Annotated in this window: 15 protein-coding genes; 6 read left to right on the top strand and 9 right to left on the bottom strand. The window is 68.1% G+C overall.

Annotated elements, in window-relative coordinates:
* Positions 1–52: 52 nt before the first annotated feature.
* The 4 genes from ACY48M_RS09845 to ACY48M_RS09830 form a co-directional block, all read right to left on the bottom strand.
* Complete coding sequence (locus ACY48M_RS09845; RefSeq protein ID WP_462820109.1) at positions 53–1,318, bottom strand: acyl-CoA dehydrogenase family protein; 1,266 nt, start codon at positions 1,316–1,318, stop codon at positions 53–55.
* 51 nt (positions 1,319–1,369) lie between these two features.
* Positions 1,370–1,996: an AmiS/UreI family transporter gene (locus ACY48M_RS09840; RefSeq protein ID WP_462820108.1), complete on the bottom strand. Its 627-nt coding sequence runs from the start codon at positions 1,994–1,996 to the stop codon at positions 1,370–1,372.
* 108 nt (positions 1,997–2,104) lie between these two features.
* Positions 2,105–2,479 carry a fluoride efflux transporter FluC gene (locus ACY48M_RS09835; protein WP_462820107.1) on the bottom strand — a complete coding sequence of 125 codons (375 nt, stop codon included), beginning with the start codon at positions 2,477–2,479 and terminating at the stop codon, positions 2,105–2,107.
* Entirely contained in the window at positions 2,476–2,892 is a 417-nt protein-coding gene (locus tag ACY48M_RS09830; protein ID WP_462820106.1) for a fluoride efflux transporter FluC, read from the bottom strand. The genes ACY48M_RS09835 and ACY48M_RS09830 overlap by 4 nt, the downstream gene beginning before the upstream one ends.
* Before the next feature lie 52 nt (positions 2,893–2,944).
* Between ACY48M_RS09830 and ACY48M_RS09825 the strand changes: the two genes are divergently transcribed.
* On the top strand, positions 2,945–3,580 hold the full coding sequence (locus ACY48M_RS09825) for a hypothetical protein (protein ID WP_462820105.1): 636 nt from the start codon (positions 2,945–2,947) through the stop codon (positions 3,578–3,580).
* Positions 3,581–3,605: 25 nt separating this feature from the next.
* Here ACY48M_RS09825 and ACY48M_RS09820 read toward each other — a convergent pair whose 3' ends face one another.
* Together ACY48M_RS09820 and ACY48M_RS09815 are read right to left on the bottom strand one after the other, a co-directional pair.
* Positions 3,606–4,265, bottom strand: coding sequence for a PadR family transcriptional regulator (locus tag ACY48M_RS09820; RefSeq protein ID WP_462820104.1), 660 nt, complete (start codon positions 4,263–4,265; stop codon positions 3,606–3,608).
* Entirely contained in the window at positions 4,262–5,101 is an 840-nt protein-coding gene (locus ACY48M_RS09815; protein ID WP_462820103.1) for a DUF4097 family beta strand repeat-containing protein, read from the bottom strand. The genes ACY48M_RS09820 and ACY48M_RS09815 overlap by 4 nt, the downstream gene beginning before the upstream one ends.
* Before the next feature lie 162 nt (positions 5,102–5,263).
* On the opposite strand from ACY48M_RS09815, the gene ACY48M_RS09810 reads away from it, so the two are divergent.
* Entirely contained in the window at positions 5,264–6,019 is a 756-nt protein-coding gene (locus tag ACY48M_RS09810) for a MerR family transcriptional regulator (protein WP_462820102.1), read from the top strand.
* A gap of 232 nt (positions 6,020–6,251) precedes the next feature.
* Here ACY48M_RS09810 and ACY48M_RS09805 read toward each other — a convergent pair whose 3' ends face one another.
* The 3 genes from ACY48M_RS09805 to yczE all read right to left on the bottom strand — a co-directional run bounded on the left by ACY48M_RS09805 (position 6,252) and on the right by yczE (position 8,313).
* On the bottom strand, positions 6,252–7,241 hold the full coding sequence (locus ACY48M_RS09805; RefSeq protein WP_462820101.1) for a hypothetical protein: 990 nt from the start codon (positions 7,239–7,241) through the stop codon (positions 6,252–6,254).
* A gap of 248 nt (positions 7,242–7,489) precedes the next feature.
* Positions 7,490–7,618 carry a hypothetical protein gene (locus ACY48M_RS09800; RefSeq protein WP_462820100.1) on the bottom strand — a complete coding sequence of 43 codons (129 nt, stop codon included), beginning with the start codon at positions 7,616–7,618 and terminating at the stop codon, positions 7,490–7,492.
* Entirely contained in the window at positions 7,615–8,313 is a 699-nt protein-coding gene (gene yczE / locus ACY48M_RS09795; protein ID WP_462820099.1) for a membrane protein YczE, read from the bottom strand. Before yczE ends, ACY48M_RS09800 begins: the two co-directional genes overlap by 4 nt.
* 62 nt (positions 8,314–8,375) lie before the next feature.
* Between yczE and yczR the strand changes: the two genes are divergently transcribed.
* The 4 genes from yczR to ACY48M_RS09775 all read left to right on the top strand — a co-directional run bounded on the left by yczR (position 8,376) and on the right by ACY48M_RS09775 (position 13,075).
* Positions 8,376–9,791 (top strand): MocR-like transcription factor YczR, encoded by a 1,416-nt coding sequence (gene yczR, locus ACY48M_RS09790; RefSeq protein ID WP_462820098.1) that lies wholly within the window; start codon positions 8,376–8,378, stop codon positions 9,789–9,791.
* A 45-nt stretch (positions 9,792–9,836) separates the two neighbouring features.
* Positions 9,837–10,751 (top strand): DMT family transporter, encoded by a 915-nt coding sequence (locus ACY48M_RS09785; protein WP_462820097.1) that lies wholly within the window; start codon positions 9,837–9,839, stop codon positions 10,749–10,751.
* Between the two features lie 37 nt (positions 10,752–10,788).
* A complete protein-coding gene (locus ACY48M_RS09780; protein WP_462820096.1) occupies positions 10,789–11,166 on the top strand; it encodes an SPW repeat domain-containing protein in 378 nt (125 codons plus the stop codon).
* Between the two features lie 289 nt (positions 11,167–11,455).
* Entirely contained in the window at positions 11,456–13,075 is a 1,620-nt protein-coding gene (locus ACY48M_RS09775) for an ABC-F family ATP-binding cassette domain-containing protein (protein ID WP_462820095.1), read from the top strand.
* Positions 13,076–13,112: the final 37 nt, after the last annotated feature.

Genomic DNA, 13,112 nt, shown 5'->3' with positions numbered 1-13,112 from the left:
TGACCACCCACGTCGCCTAGACGGCTCAGGATGACTCTGGATGAGTCTCTGACTAGCGTGCGGTGGCACCCTCGCGCGTTGCGCCGATCGCCCACACGCGGGGTGGCTGCGTGCCGTTGACGAGGTAGTCGCCGATGATGCGCGCCTTGAACACCCACGGGTTGTGGCTCGCGGCGGTGCGCGCGTTGCGCCAGTGGCGATCGAGGTTGCGCTTGGTGCTCACTCCCGACGCCGCGAGGGCGTTGAAGATGTCGGAGGTTGCCCGCGTGGCGAGTGACGTGAGCACGACCTGCGCCTGCGCGGTCTCGAGCTCGGCGAGATCGTTGAGCCGTTCTTCCTCCACAATGTCGCCGAGGAACGCGCCCTCATAGGCGCCCTGCAGCGCTCGCGCCGCACGCTCAACCGTCGCTTCGGCCGCGTAACCCTGGGCGCTGACCTCACCGACGACCTGCAAGATCTGCGCATCCTGGGCGAACGTGTCGGCATTGCCGTGCGAGAAGACGCGGGTGCGGTTTCGCACCTCGGCCGCGATCTCCCGCTCGGCCGCTTTGATGCTGCCGGCGAGCACCGCGAGCAGCACCGCCTGATAGAACGCGGTCTGATACTTGAAGCGCGTATCGAAGACGATCACGTCCTCTGCCTTCACGACGGCGTCGACAAACGTGCTGGTGCCCGAGCCGGTGGTCTGTTGGCCGAACCCGTCCCAGTCATCGCGGTGAGTCACGCCGGGCTGATGCGCATTCACGACCGCGATGACATTCGTGCCGTCTGGCAGCTGCGCAAAGGTGTCAATCCAGTCGGCAAAGATGCTGCCGGTGGAGTAATACTTGGTGCCGTTGACGTGCAATTCGCTGCCGTCGCCGCCCTCGATCGGGGTGACCTTGGTGATGACATCACCGATCTTCACGGTGCCAACCTCGGTCCACGAGTTGCCGGCAATCTCCCCATCGACAAAGCGCCTGAGCCACACATCGCGCTGAGCGCCGGATGCCACCAGCCGATCTTCAACGAACGCGAAGTGTCCGCGCAGCGCCTGCGGAATGTTCGAGTCTGCCGCCGCAAGCTCGGTGAGCAGCCGGAACAGTTGGGGCAGGGACGCCCCGAATCCGCCGTCGGCAACGGGGACGCGGAGGGCGCCGAAGCCGGCCTGCGTCAGCTCTTTGATCTCGTCGTACGGCAGCCGGTGGTCGTGCTCACGCGCGGAGGCGCCCTCGGCGATTCGGTCGAAGATGGGGCGAAAGCGGGCGGCGAGGGTCTCGTAGTCGACCTCGGTGGCGGTGGCAGTCGTGGTGAGGGTGTGGTGGTCCGTGATGGTCATGGGATGCCTTTCGTGATGGTGTGTTGTTGTGGTGGAATGGGTCGCCGGGCTTCAGGCTGGGGTGGGGACACTCTCGAGTCGAGCCGGCTGTCGTCGAGCGCTCAACGTCGTAATCGCCGCGGCCGCAGCGAAGAGCGCGACTACCCCGATGAGCGCGATGGCTGCGGCAGTGGTTCCGCTCGGCCAGTTGCCGGTGAGGCCGAGGAGCGCAGGAATGGTGGTCGTTGGCAGGCTCGTGAGGATGAGCGCCCAGCCAGTGAAGGTTGTGAGTTTCGACCAGCCGAAGGCGAGAAGGAGGAAGAAGAGGGTCCAGAGTGCGGCCCAGGCGAGCCACAGCACGCTGAGTACCGGGTCGCTCGCGAGATTGGCCGCAGCGTAGACGAGACCCATCGCTGCGACAAGGCCGCAGAACCAGCCGATGCCCACCGAGCCGAGGTCGCGAAGCGAGTTCAGGCCGACGTAAAGGTAGGTGAGTCCGAAGAGGAACACCCCGCTCACACCGAGCAGCGTGGCCACGTCGCCGCCCGCCGTGACCGCAACCAGCGTCGCGAGAGCGAGCTGAGTAACGCCGATCAGGATGTTGAAGTAGCCGCTGTCACGCGCGGGGATGTGCCCGAGCAACGCGAGCCCATTGATGAGAAGTGCCGCGCCGGAGAGAATGAGGCAAATGAGGGTCATGGGCGCCGACACTAGCCCGGCCTCCTCGGGGTGAGGCCGAATCTGACGCTCCGTGACGCCGGGTGACGCTGGGTGACATCAGGCGCTCATCCACGGCACCACCACGTATCACGACGTGAGCAGGAACCCCAGGGCGGCCGCGCCAACCCCAAGCACGAGGTTCGCAGCGACACTCGCGAGGGCGAGGCGCGCTCTGCCATCGATCGCGAGCTGCACCGTCTCGACCGCAAACGTGCTGAACGTTGTGAGGCCACCGGCGAACCCCGTCACCAGAATGAGCTGGATGTCACTGCCGAGACTCTGTCCGAGGCCAAGCACCATCCCGGCCATCGCCGAGCCGACGACATTCACGATGAGCACCGCCCAGGGGAGACGAGGCAGCGCTGACGCCGCGGAGGGCGTGAAGAGCAACGTCACGCCGTAGCGCAGCACGGCCCCAGCGGCTCCCGCGACGAGCACCGCAGCGACGAGCGCGGGGGTCACTCGTCGGCCCCGATCGGGGTGCGGGATGCGTGACCGCCGGTGCGCAGGCCCAGCACGGCGGCGCCAACGCCGAGGGCCAAGGATGATGCGAGGTAGGCGCCAGCGCGCATCCATTCGCCCGTGTCGGCCATCGCGAGAAGCGAGAGCGCCAGGGCGGAGAAGGTCGTGAACGAGCCGAGCAGGCCAGCGCCAAGACCGACCCGGAGCCAGGTGGGCACACCGGGCCGAACCCACACGCGGGCAACCAGTACCGCCAACGCGAATGACCCGACGACGTTGACGATGAGGGTCGCGAGCGGAAACTCGGCGTCAGCGTGCGGCAGTGCCGTGTCGACCGCGAGGCGGAGGCCGGTGCCGAGCAGGCCGCCGACGCCGACAGCCGCGAAGTCTCGCCAGCTCACTCGTGAAGTCACCCGGCGAGACTATCGCGGGCAGGGCCCGCAGGCCCCGCAATAGACTGCGGGCGTGGGCAAGCGTCGCAAGGTCTGGTGGTGGATCGCAGGGGGTGTGGTGCTCTGCGTGCTCGCCTTTGTTGCCGTGCTCGTCGTGCCCATCCTCACGCACGAGAATCGCGGCGAATCGCAGCTCGTCGAGAGCGAGGAGGCGTGGCCGCTCACGGCGACCGCCATCGGCGATGACGGTCGCACGCGCACCATCGACCTGCACTCCGCTGAGCCCGGCGGCACCGTCGACCCGAGCGCTCTCGCCGTCGGTGACCGCCTCGTTGTGAGTGGCACCGGGTTCGATGCGAGCCGCGGCATCTATGTGGCGATCTGCAAGCTTGGCGCTGATGCGGGGGTCAAGCCGGGGCCGTGCCTCGGGGGCGTCCCATCGACCGAAGGCGAGCAGCAGCAGCCGGGGTCAGTGCAGTTCGCCCCCAGCAACTGGATCAACGACGACTGGGCGTGGAAGCTGTTCGGTGCCCGCGGCTACGACGACGCCGCCACCGGCACGTTCACCGCCTACCTTGAGGTGGCGTCCGCGGTCGGTGAAGGGGTCGACTGCCGCATCGACGCGTGCGCCATCACCACCCGCAACGACCACACCGCCCTCAATGACCGCGTGCAGGATGTGAGCATTCCGGTCGGGTTCGCCGACTGAGCGCTTTCTTGGTGAGCGGCCGCGCTTATTTCAGCGCGAACTCCGCGCGCATCGCCTCGAGCTCGGCACGCAGGCGCATGGCGGCGCCCGCCGTGAGGGTGCCTGCGGCGGCCCGAGCGCGGAGGTCTTTGCGCAGCCCGTTGCGGAACTCCCACAGCGCGAGCTCGGCTTCGTGCAGTTCGCGGCGGGCGAGCACCGCGGCATCCGGTGTGTGCTCTGGGTCAGTCAGAGGCACATCGGATGCCTCGGGCGACGTCGGCTCGGTGGGCGGTGCCTCCGCGGCGCTCGCCGGAGTGCCACCCGTCTCGCGCGCGACCGCGGCGAGGTCGGCGCGAAGCGTGCGCATCGCATCCGCAACACTGCTGCGCACCTCGTCGGCGAGGCTGCGCACGCTCGCGGTGACGCCATCCTCGATCTCGTCGAGCTCACCCTGCCGGCGCGCAAGCTCGGCGCGACCGGCGTCGGTGATGGAGTAGACCGTCTTGCGGCCGTCGGCCTCGCGGCTCACGAGGCCCTCTTCACCGAGCTTGGCGAGCCGCGGATAAATTGTGCCAGCGCTCGGAATGTAGGTGCCGCCGAAGCGGTCGCTGAGCGCTTGAATGAGCTCGTAGCCGTGCATCGAACGCTCGGCGAGCAAGCTCAGCAGGTAGAGCCTCAGGTGCCCGTGGGCGAAGACGGGGGTCATGCGCTTGCCGCCGCAGCTTCGGTTGCGCTGGCGTGCATGACCGAAACGTTGCCGTTGACGGTGTTTGCCCGGAACTCAAGCCAGTCACCGGCAAGCTCGCCGTACTTGCCCTGGTAGGTGCCACGCACCCCGAGAATCTCGGAGTCATCGAGCGTCAGCCGGCCAGCGGCCGTCGTGATGCGGTACGAGGCCGCAATCCCGTGGGCGAGGCGCACGGCGACATTGCCCGAGACGGTGTTGACGCGAACCTCATCGGGTGTGCCCGCGAGGTCGAGAAAGAGGTCGCCAGAGATGGTGTCGCACGTGAACTTGGGGATGTCGCCACTCGCGGTGACGTCGCCCCCGACACTGCGCACGCCAACCCGGCCGTGGTGTTCACTCACCGAGAATTCGCCCGAGACCGAGTTGAGCTCGATGTCGCCGCGCACCTGGTCGACAACGATTTCGCCGGAGCCGGTGCTGATCTTGGCGGGTTTCGGCTTGGTGGTGAGGTCGAGGCCGCTGATGAGGGCGCTCGCCGAAACAGTGCCGAACTTGAGGCTCACGTCGCGCGGCACCATGATGCTGATCTCGGCCGTGACATCGCCGCTGAGGTTGCTGAACACCTCGAGCATGTTTTCCCAGCCGACCTGCGGATGGTCGATCTCGAGCACACCCTCCTCGATCGTCACTTTGAGCGGCTTTGTGCCGCCGACCGTATGCACCTCGACGCGCGCGCCGATTTCATCGTGGCCGACAATGTCGATGCGACCGCCGACGAGCCCGACCTTGAGGGTGTGCACCCGGTCGAAGTCGATGGTTTTGGGGCCGTCGAGCAGCCATTTTTCGTGCGCCATGCGCTGTCTCCTACTCACGCTATATCGCGATCTGCTGCGCTCACGTTATATCGCGAGAGTTGAGCATCCGCAAGTTGAATTCTTCGAACGCGCTTGACCTTGACGCTGCGTCAACCTCTAGCGTCGTATGCACACCGGATGCGACGACGAAAGGAGCCCCGGATGCACTGGCCCATTCACGAAATCGCCCGCCTGGCAGGCACCACCAGCCGCACGCTCCGGCACTACGGCGACCTCGGGCTGCTACCCCCGACCGAGATTGGCAGCAACGGGTACCGCTACTACGACGAGCACGCGCTCACCCGCCTGCAGCGCATCCTGCTGCTGCGCGACCTTGGCCTGGGGCTCACCGCCATTGCGGACATCCTCGAACGCCAGCGCGCCGAAGGCGACGCTCTCGCCACCCACCTGCACTATCTGCGGGCAGAACAAGACCGACTCGCACGGCAAATCACCGCCGTCGAGACCACCATCAAGAAACTCGAAGGAGGTGAACAACTCATGGCACAAGAAATGTTCGACGGATTCGACCACACGCAGTACAAAGCTGAGGTTGAAGAGCGCTGGGGCAACGACGCTTACGCGTCGGGCGACCGCTGGTGGAAGGCGCTGACGGATGCCGACAAGGCCGAGTTCATGCGCCAGCAGCAGCAGATCCAGGCCGACTACGCCGCAGCATTCGCGGCCGGCGAACCAGCCGACGGCGAGGTCGCGCAGGAGATCACGGCGCGGCAGGTCGCGTGGATCGGCATCGGATGGCAGGGCCGCCCCGTGACGGCGGACGCCATCCGGGGGCTCGGCCAGATGTATGTGGACGACCCGCGCTTCGGCGCGAACTACGGCGGGCCGGATGGCGCGGCCTACGTGCGCGACGCAATGGCGAGCTACGCGGCTCGCCTGAAGGCGCGCACCGGTTGAGGAGGCCCGCTAGGGCCGTATCGAACCCGACGTCGCGCGCCTCCCTTTGCCCCACGTAGGTTTACAACCCCCGTGAGAGGTCACTTTCTGCGTCACCCCCGCGCGGGTGGGCGAGAAAGTGACCTCTCGAGGGCCCGGATGCATCGCGAGGGCCCGGATGCCTCGAGACGGACCCCACTCGGATGGCTCGAGGAAGACTCCACTCGGATGCGCGAGGGCTCGGGAGACGCTCTCAGAGTCGAGCAGTGCGCGCCGCCTCTGCCGCGCGGACCGCGGCGCGCCCGAGCGCGGGGAGCCTCATCCCCCGACGGATCAGCAGGGCGTGGACCTCGACGACGAACTCCGCGGGCCGACGGTCGAGGTCATCGGCGGTCACGCGTTTGACTCGCCACCCGGCATCCTCGAATCGCTCGCGTCGTGCGATGTCTCGACGAAACCTCCGACGGTCGGTGCGATGCTCCTCGCCCTCATATTCGAGCACGACGTGCGCCTCGCGGTAGGTCAAATCCGGGGTGCCGACCGAGGCGCCACTCGCGCCGTTTGCGGGTTGGTTGATGATCGGTTCTGGCAGCCTGGACCGCACCAGGAGCATCCGGAGCTTGCTCTCGCGCGGCGAATCGACGCCGCGCCGGATGAACCCGAGCGCCAACGCCATCGTCTTGGCGCCGCGACCTCCAGTGCGGGCGAGCGTCGCTCCACGGAGTTCATCGACCGTCGCGAGTGCCGGCTCACGCCCGAAATCAGTCACGCGCCCCGAGACGAGAGAGTCGCCGGCAGCGATGAGTTCGTCAACCGTGAGCACGGACGCGAGATCGCACCAGGTTGAGACAGGGTCGGCGACGGGGAGCCCCGCGACATCCACCACCGCGACTGAGGGTGAGACGCGATGGCCTGCTACCCCCACCATGCGGATGCGCGGCGAGGGCGAGTGGACGGCGACGTGAACCTCGGCGGCGCGCTGCAGCACGAGCGGCAGTGGAATGTGATGGAGCATCGCGGCCGAGGTGTGGCTGAAGAACTGGCCAGGGCGAAGGCGCGGCTCGAACGCCCGACATCGCCCGAGCATGGTCGATGTGTCAAGGCCCACGGAGCGCACACCGTGGAACGGTTGATCGACATCTCGACCACGCAGCCGCGACGGTGTGAGCCCGGCGGCGATCTCATCGTTGGCAAGGAACGCGCGCCCGCGCAGTCGAGCCGGGAGTGGGACGAGTCGCGGCATGGGACAAGGGTGGACGAACACACGGATGCCTCGGGCGCGCGCCAGCCCGTGTGTGGAGACCGTCGTGCCTGACCCGGTGGGGAGGGACGTCGCATCCGCACGCGGGGCTCGGGGCTCAAGTCGAGCACCCGTGAGAGGTCAAACAACGCGCTTCCGAGTGGGTTATGGCGCGAAAAGTGACCTTTCACGGGCCTGGCGGAGGATCGGGCGCGACCGGGCGCGAACGGGCGAACGCGCGCGACGAGCCCCTACGGGAGGGCGAAGTAGATGAGCGCGAGGTCGGGCTCGCGGCGGTACCCGTCGCGCGCCACCACCTCGATGGTGGCGATCGACGCCCAGAGCGCGATGGCGGCGAGGGCGAGCAGTGTTGCGATCATGCGGGGGCTCCCGTCGGGGTCGGGTTGGTCGGGGTGGGGTCGATGGCGTCGGCGGAGTCGGGTGACGCGGTGCCCTCGAGTGCGGATGCCGCGGCATCCGGCACCGCTCCATCCGAGGCGCGCTCCGGCACGCGCAGCAGCGGGATCGTCACGCCCACCATGGGCCCGATGAAGAGGGCAAACGCGAGCGTGCCGAACCCGACGACGCCGCCGAGCACCCAGCCGAGGGCGAGCACGCTGCCCTCGATGCCGGTGCGGACCGCCCAGATGGGCCACCCGGTGCGCCGGTGGATGCCCGTCATGAGACCGTCGCGCGGGCCCGGTCCGAAGCGCGCACCGATGTAGCATCCGGTCGCGACGGCGAGCAGGCTGAGGCCGCCGGCGAAGAGGAGGATCTGCGCCCACAGCTGCTCGGGCGTCTCGATGAAGAGCAGGCCGATGTCGGCGGAGGGGCCGACGAGGAGTGCGTTGAGCACGGTGCCGAGGCCCGGGCGTTGGCGGATGGGGATCCAGAGCAGCAGCACGACGCCGGAGATGAGCACCGTGATGAGGCCGAAGCCGAGCCCCGTCTGGCCGGCGACGCCCTGCGACAGCACATCCCACGGGGTTGCTCCGAGACCGGCGCGCAGCATCATGGCGATGGCGATGCCATAGAAGAAGAGGCCTATGAGGAGCTGGCTGATACGACGGGTCATAATGGATATCCAATTGCCTGATTGGACTTAATTCAAGAGGCCAATCCGGGTATGGTGGCCTCATGGCATCCGTATCGGCCCGCATATTGGACTCACTGCTCGGTGATTGGCGTGGTTCGAGCCTGCCCGCGTACACGGCACTCGCCGACCGCATCCGACTGCTCGTGCTCGACGGGCGCATCGTCTCGGGCACACGGTTGCCCGCCGAGCGCGACCTTGCCACCCACCTCGCCGTGAGCCGCACGACCGTCACGGCCGCGTATGCCGAGCTCCGAGAATCTGGTTACCTCGAGAGCGTGCGCGGCTCAGGCAGTGTCGCGCGGCTGCCCGGCCGAGCCCCCGTGTCGATCGATCCGCTCGGCAGCGACCTGCTCGACTTTACGAAGGCCGCGCTGCCGGCCATCCCGGGCATCGCCGAGGCGGCAACCCGGGCGATTGAAGACCTCCCCGCGTATCTCGGTGACGCAGGCTTTGACCTCATCGGCATTCCGCCGCTCCGCGAGATGATCGCCCAGCACTACCGGCGCCGCGGGCTGCCAACGAGCGCCGACCAGATCATGGTCACGATCGGCGCGCAGCACGCCATCGCGCTGCTCTCGCGCACCCTCATCGGCCGCGGCGACAGTGCCGTCATCGAGGTGCCCACCTACCCGCACGCATTCGAGGCGATGCGCTCGGCGGGGGCCCGCCTGCTGCCGGTGAGCGTCACGGTCGAGGACGGCTGGGACGAGTCGGCGCTCGAACAGGCGATCCGGCGCAGCAACCCGGCGATGGGCTACCTCATGCCCGACTTTCACAATCCGACCGGCCGCAGCATGCCGGTCGACCTCCGTGAACGCACGGCGAGCCTTGCCGAGCGGCACGGCACGCGCATCATCGCCGACGAGACCATGGCTGAGCTCGCGATCGACGACACAGAGTCGCTGCCACCCTTCGCCGCCTTTGGCGACGCCGTGACGGTCGGGTCTGTCGGCAAAACCGTGTGGGGAGGCATCCGGGTCGGCTGGATCCGCGCGGAGCCGCAGCTCATCCAACGCCTCTTCCGCAACCGCCACTCGGGCGACCTGGGCACACCCATCATTGAGCAGCTCATCGTGACGCACCTGCTCGCCGACTTCGACCGCATCCTCGAGACGAGGCGCCGCCAGCTGCGCGCCGGCCGCGACCAGATGCTGTCGGCGCTGCGGGCAAACTTTCCCGAGTGGACGATCCCGGATGTCGCTGGCGGCCTCACCGCGTGGATCAACCTTGGCGCTCCCGTGAGTTCGCAGCTCACGCTGGCGGCCCGAGCGGAGGGGCTCCTCATTACGGCGGGGCCGCGCTTCGGCATCGACGGGGCGTTCGAGCGGCACCTGCGCGTGCCGTTCGGGTATTCGCCGGAGGAGATGGATCGGGCGGTCGCGGCCCTTTCGCGGGCGTGGGGGTCGCTCTCGCGCACCCCGATGGCGCAGCCGGAGGAGCTCTCGGTCGTCGTCTGATCACGGCGTCGTCTGATAGCAGTGCCGTCTGCCACGATGGTGCCCATGCGTTTTGTCGTCTTCGTGCTGCTCGCGGCGGTGTGCTTTGGCACGACGGGCACGGCGCAGGCGCTCGGCCCTGAGGGTGTCTCGGCGACGTCGATCGGTGCGGCGCGCATCCTGATCGGTGGTGGGGCGCTCGCACTCGTGGCGTTCGTGCTCACACGACGGGTCGCCAGCGCCCCCCGCGCGTCGATGGCGTCGACCCGGTGGCAGCGCGCGCTCCTGATCGCGGTGGGCGCGCTCGGCGTGCTCGCCTACCAGCCCGCCTTTTTTGCCGGCACGGCCGCGAACGGGGTCGCGGTCGGCACGATCGTCGCGCTCGGCTCGGCCCCCGTCATCACGGGGGCGCTCGAGTGGGCGCTCACCAGGCGCTTTCCCGGAGCAATCTGGCTTGCGGCGACGGTCGTCGCGACGCTCGGCGTGACCCTCCTCTCCGGGGTGGGCTCGACGGCCACCGTGAGCGTGCCCGGCCTTCTCGCCTCGCTCGGGGCCGGTGCCTCCTACGCGCTCTACACGCTCGCAAGCAAGGCGCTCATTACCCGCGGCGTGCCGCCCACGACAACCATGGGCTGGGTGTTCGGGGTCGCGGCTGGGGCATCCGTGCCCCTGCTGTTGGCGACGGATGTCACGTGGTTGGGCTCCCCAGACGGCCTCGCCATGGCGCTCTGGTTGGGGCTCGTGACGACAACGCTCGCGTATGTGCTGTTTGCGCAGGGCCTGCGACACCTGTCGGCCGCGACGGTGTCGACGCTGACCCTCGCCGAGCCGCTCACGGCGACCCTGCTCGGGCTGCTCGTGCTGCGCGAGACGCTCGGGGTTTCGGCCGTCGCGGGCCTCATCGTGCTTGCTGCCGGGCTCGCGTTGCTCGCGCTCGAACCAATCCGTTCCCGTCGCCGCGCCGAACGACTTCTCGACTGAGCGGCATCCGGCCGCTCCCGATCGTTAGGAGCTCCTGATGCGTTTCATCCCAACCAAGGTCCACGGTGTGCTCGACTACCTCGTCGCCATCGCCCTCATCCTCGCCCCCTTCATCTTCGGTTTCTCGGGGCTCGGCGGCCCGGCCGTCATCATCCCCATCGTGCTCGGTGTCGGGCTCATCGTTTACAGCCTTTTCACGCGCTATGAACTCGGCGCATTCAAGGTCATCGGCATGCCGGTGCACCTTGTCTTCGATGTCGTCGCTTCGCTCTTTCTCATCGCATCGCCGTTCCTTTTCGGCTTCTCGGATGCGGCCCCGAACGCCTGGGTGCCGCACATCGTTGTCGGTGTCGCCGTGATCATCGTCGTGATCTTCTCCAAGCCGCAGCCGTCGGAGCGTGTGGCCGCGCACTAGCGCTGTTCTGGCGTGAGGGGGTTTCGATACGCTCGTGCCTCGCTACTCAACCGGCGGTAGTTCGCTGGTTGAGTAGGCCCGTCAGGGCCGTATCGAAACCCCCGACGATGTACGTACGCGGCTTGAACCGCGCGGCACGGCATGCGAAGATCGATGCTCCTGTTGTCCACGAAAGGAACGAATCGGTGAAGCTCCGCAGTGGTTCTCCCCGGCCCTAGCGCCGACGGATCCCCACCCGCGTAGCGAGGGGCACTCCGGTCGGCGCACACGCTGACCCCTGGAGGCCTCTGTGGCTCACTCTTCGATCGACCTTCACGACGTTTCATTCGCTTGGCCTGACGGCACCCCCGCCATCGCGTCGCTCTCGGCATCGTTCTCCCGCGGCCGCACCGGCATTGTCGGCCGCAATGGCGCCGGCAAGTCGACCCTCCTCCGCCTCATCGCGGGGGAGCTCACACCGAGCGCCGGCACGGTGTCGAGCGACGGCCCCGTCGGATACCTGCGGCAGGATGCTGCGCTCACCCCAACCCGCACGCTTGGCGAGTTGCTCGGCATCGCGCCCGTGCTCGACGCACTGACGCTGCTTGAGGCAGGCAACGCTGCGCAGTCCGTCTTCGACACGATCGGCGACGACTGGAAGATCGAGGAGCGCGCCCGCGCCGCACTCGCCGAGCTGGGGTTCTCGGGCGAAATCGACGCGGTGGGCCTATTCGATCGCCCCCTGTCGTCGTTCTCTGGCGGGGAGACGATGACTGCGGGGCTTGCCCGACTCCGACTCGAGGGGGCGAGGGTCTCGCTGCTCGATGAGCCGACGAACAACCTCGATCGCCGGGCACGCGAGGCGCTCTTCGAGGCGGTGCGCTCGTGGCGCGGCACCCTCGTCGTCGTGAGCCACGACCGCGAACTGCTCGACCTCATGGATGCCACGGCCGAACTCCGTGCCGGGAGCCTCACGATGTTCGGCGGCCCCTTCAGCGAGTACGAGCAGTACCTTCGCGGTGAGCAGGAGGCGGCAGAACGGATGCTGCGTTCCGCTGAGTCGCGACTCCGGGCCGAGCGTCGGCAGCGCATCGAAGCGGAGGAAAAGCTCGATCGGCGTGCGAAGTTCGCGAGGGCAACGCAGGAGCGCGGCGGCCTCCCCAAAATTCTGGTGAATGCTCGCAAGGCGAGTGCCGAAGTGTCGGCGGCGAAGCATCGTGGCATACAGTCACAGCGGGTGCACGACGCAGAGCACGCCGTCGATGCGGCGGAGTCGCGCGTGCGCAGTGATGACCGCATCCGGGTTGCGCTGCCGCAGACACGCGTGCCCGCCGGCCGCACGGTGCTCGAACTCGATGCAGCCCCACGCCCGTTCGTGGTGCGCGGGCCTGAGCGCCTCGCGCTCGTCGGCAGCAACGGTGCTGGCAAGACGACGCTCCTCGACGAGATCGCTCGCGAGCCCGGCATGCCGCGATCGTCGCCGGATGGCGCCGTGCGATATCGACTTGCCGCCGTCGGTGTGCTCCCGCAGCGGCTCGACATCCTCGACAACAGCGCGAGCGTGCTCGAGAATGTGCGTCGGGCCGCCCCGAACGCCAAACCGCAGGAGCTGCGGGCGCAGCTCGCGCGGTTCTTGCTGCGGGGCGATGCGCTCGACCGGCCCGCCGGTGGCCTTTCGGGCGGCGAACGGTTCAGGGTGTGCCTCGCGAGCATCCTGCTGGCCGAACCAGCGCCGCAGTTGCTGCTGCTTGACGAGCCGACGAACAGCCTCGACCTCGACAGCATCGACGGCCTGGTCGCCGCGCTCGCAGGCTATGAGGGCGCACTCGTCGTGGTGAGCCACGACGCGACGTTTCTCGAGCGGCTCGGCGTGAGTGTCACCCTCGAAGTGCGGCGGGGGGAGCCGCTGACGCGACTGGGTTCGGCATGAAACAGCGGAGGCAGACCCGCACCGCCGTCGACCTGAA

This window comes from Homoserinimonas flava (assembly GCF_054969005.1).
This window is presented reverse-complemented; position numbering and strand designations above follow the sequence as displayed.

Bases quoted from the DNA above. Each gene is read 5' to 3' on its own strand.
- ACY48M_RS09845 (WP_462820109.1), bottom strand. From the start codon at position 1,318: ATGACCATCACGGACCACCACACCCTCACCACGACTGCCACCGCCACC.
- ACY48M_RS09840 (WP_462820108.1), bottom strand. From the start codon at position 1,996: ATGACCCTCATTTGCCTCATTCTCTCCGGCGCGGCACTTCTCATCAAT.
- ACY48M_RS09820 (WP_462820104.1), bottom strand. From the start codon at position 4,265: ATGACCCCCGTCTTCGCCCACGGGCACCTGAGGCTCTACCTGCTGAGC.
- ACY48M_RS09815 (WP_462820103.1), bottom strand. From the start codon at position 5,101: ATGGCGCACGAAAAATGGCTGCTCGACGGCCCCAAAACCATCGACTTC.
- ACY48M_RS09810 (WP_462820102.1), top strand. From the start codon at position 5,264: ATGCACTGGCCCATTCACGAAATCGCCCGCCTGGCAGGCACCACCAGC.
- ACY48M_RS09805 (WP_462820101.1), bottom strand. From the start codon at position 7,241: ATGCCGCGACTCGTCCCACTCCCGGCTCGACTGCGCGGGCGCGCGTTC.
- ACY48M_RS09800 (WP_462820100.1), bottom strand. From the start codon at position 7,618: ATGATCGCAACACTGCTCGCCCTCGCCGCCATCGCGCTCTGGGCGTCG.
- yczE (WP_462820099.1), bottom strand. From the start codon at position 8,313: ATGACCCGTCGTATCAGCCAGCTCCTCATAGGCCTCTTCTTCTATGGC.
- yczR (WP_462820098.1), top strand. From the start codon at position 8,376: ATGGCATCCGTATCGGCCCGCATATTGGACTCACTGCTCGGTGATTGG.
- ACY48M_RS09785 (WP_462820097.1), top strand. From the start codon at position 9,837: ATGCGTTTTGTCGTCTTCGTGCTGCTCGCGGCGGTGTGCTTTGGCACG.
- ACY48M_RS09780 (WP_462820096.1), top strand. From the start codon at position 10,789: ATGCGTTTCATCCCAACCAAGGTCCACGGTGTGCTCGACTACCTCGTC.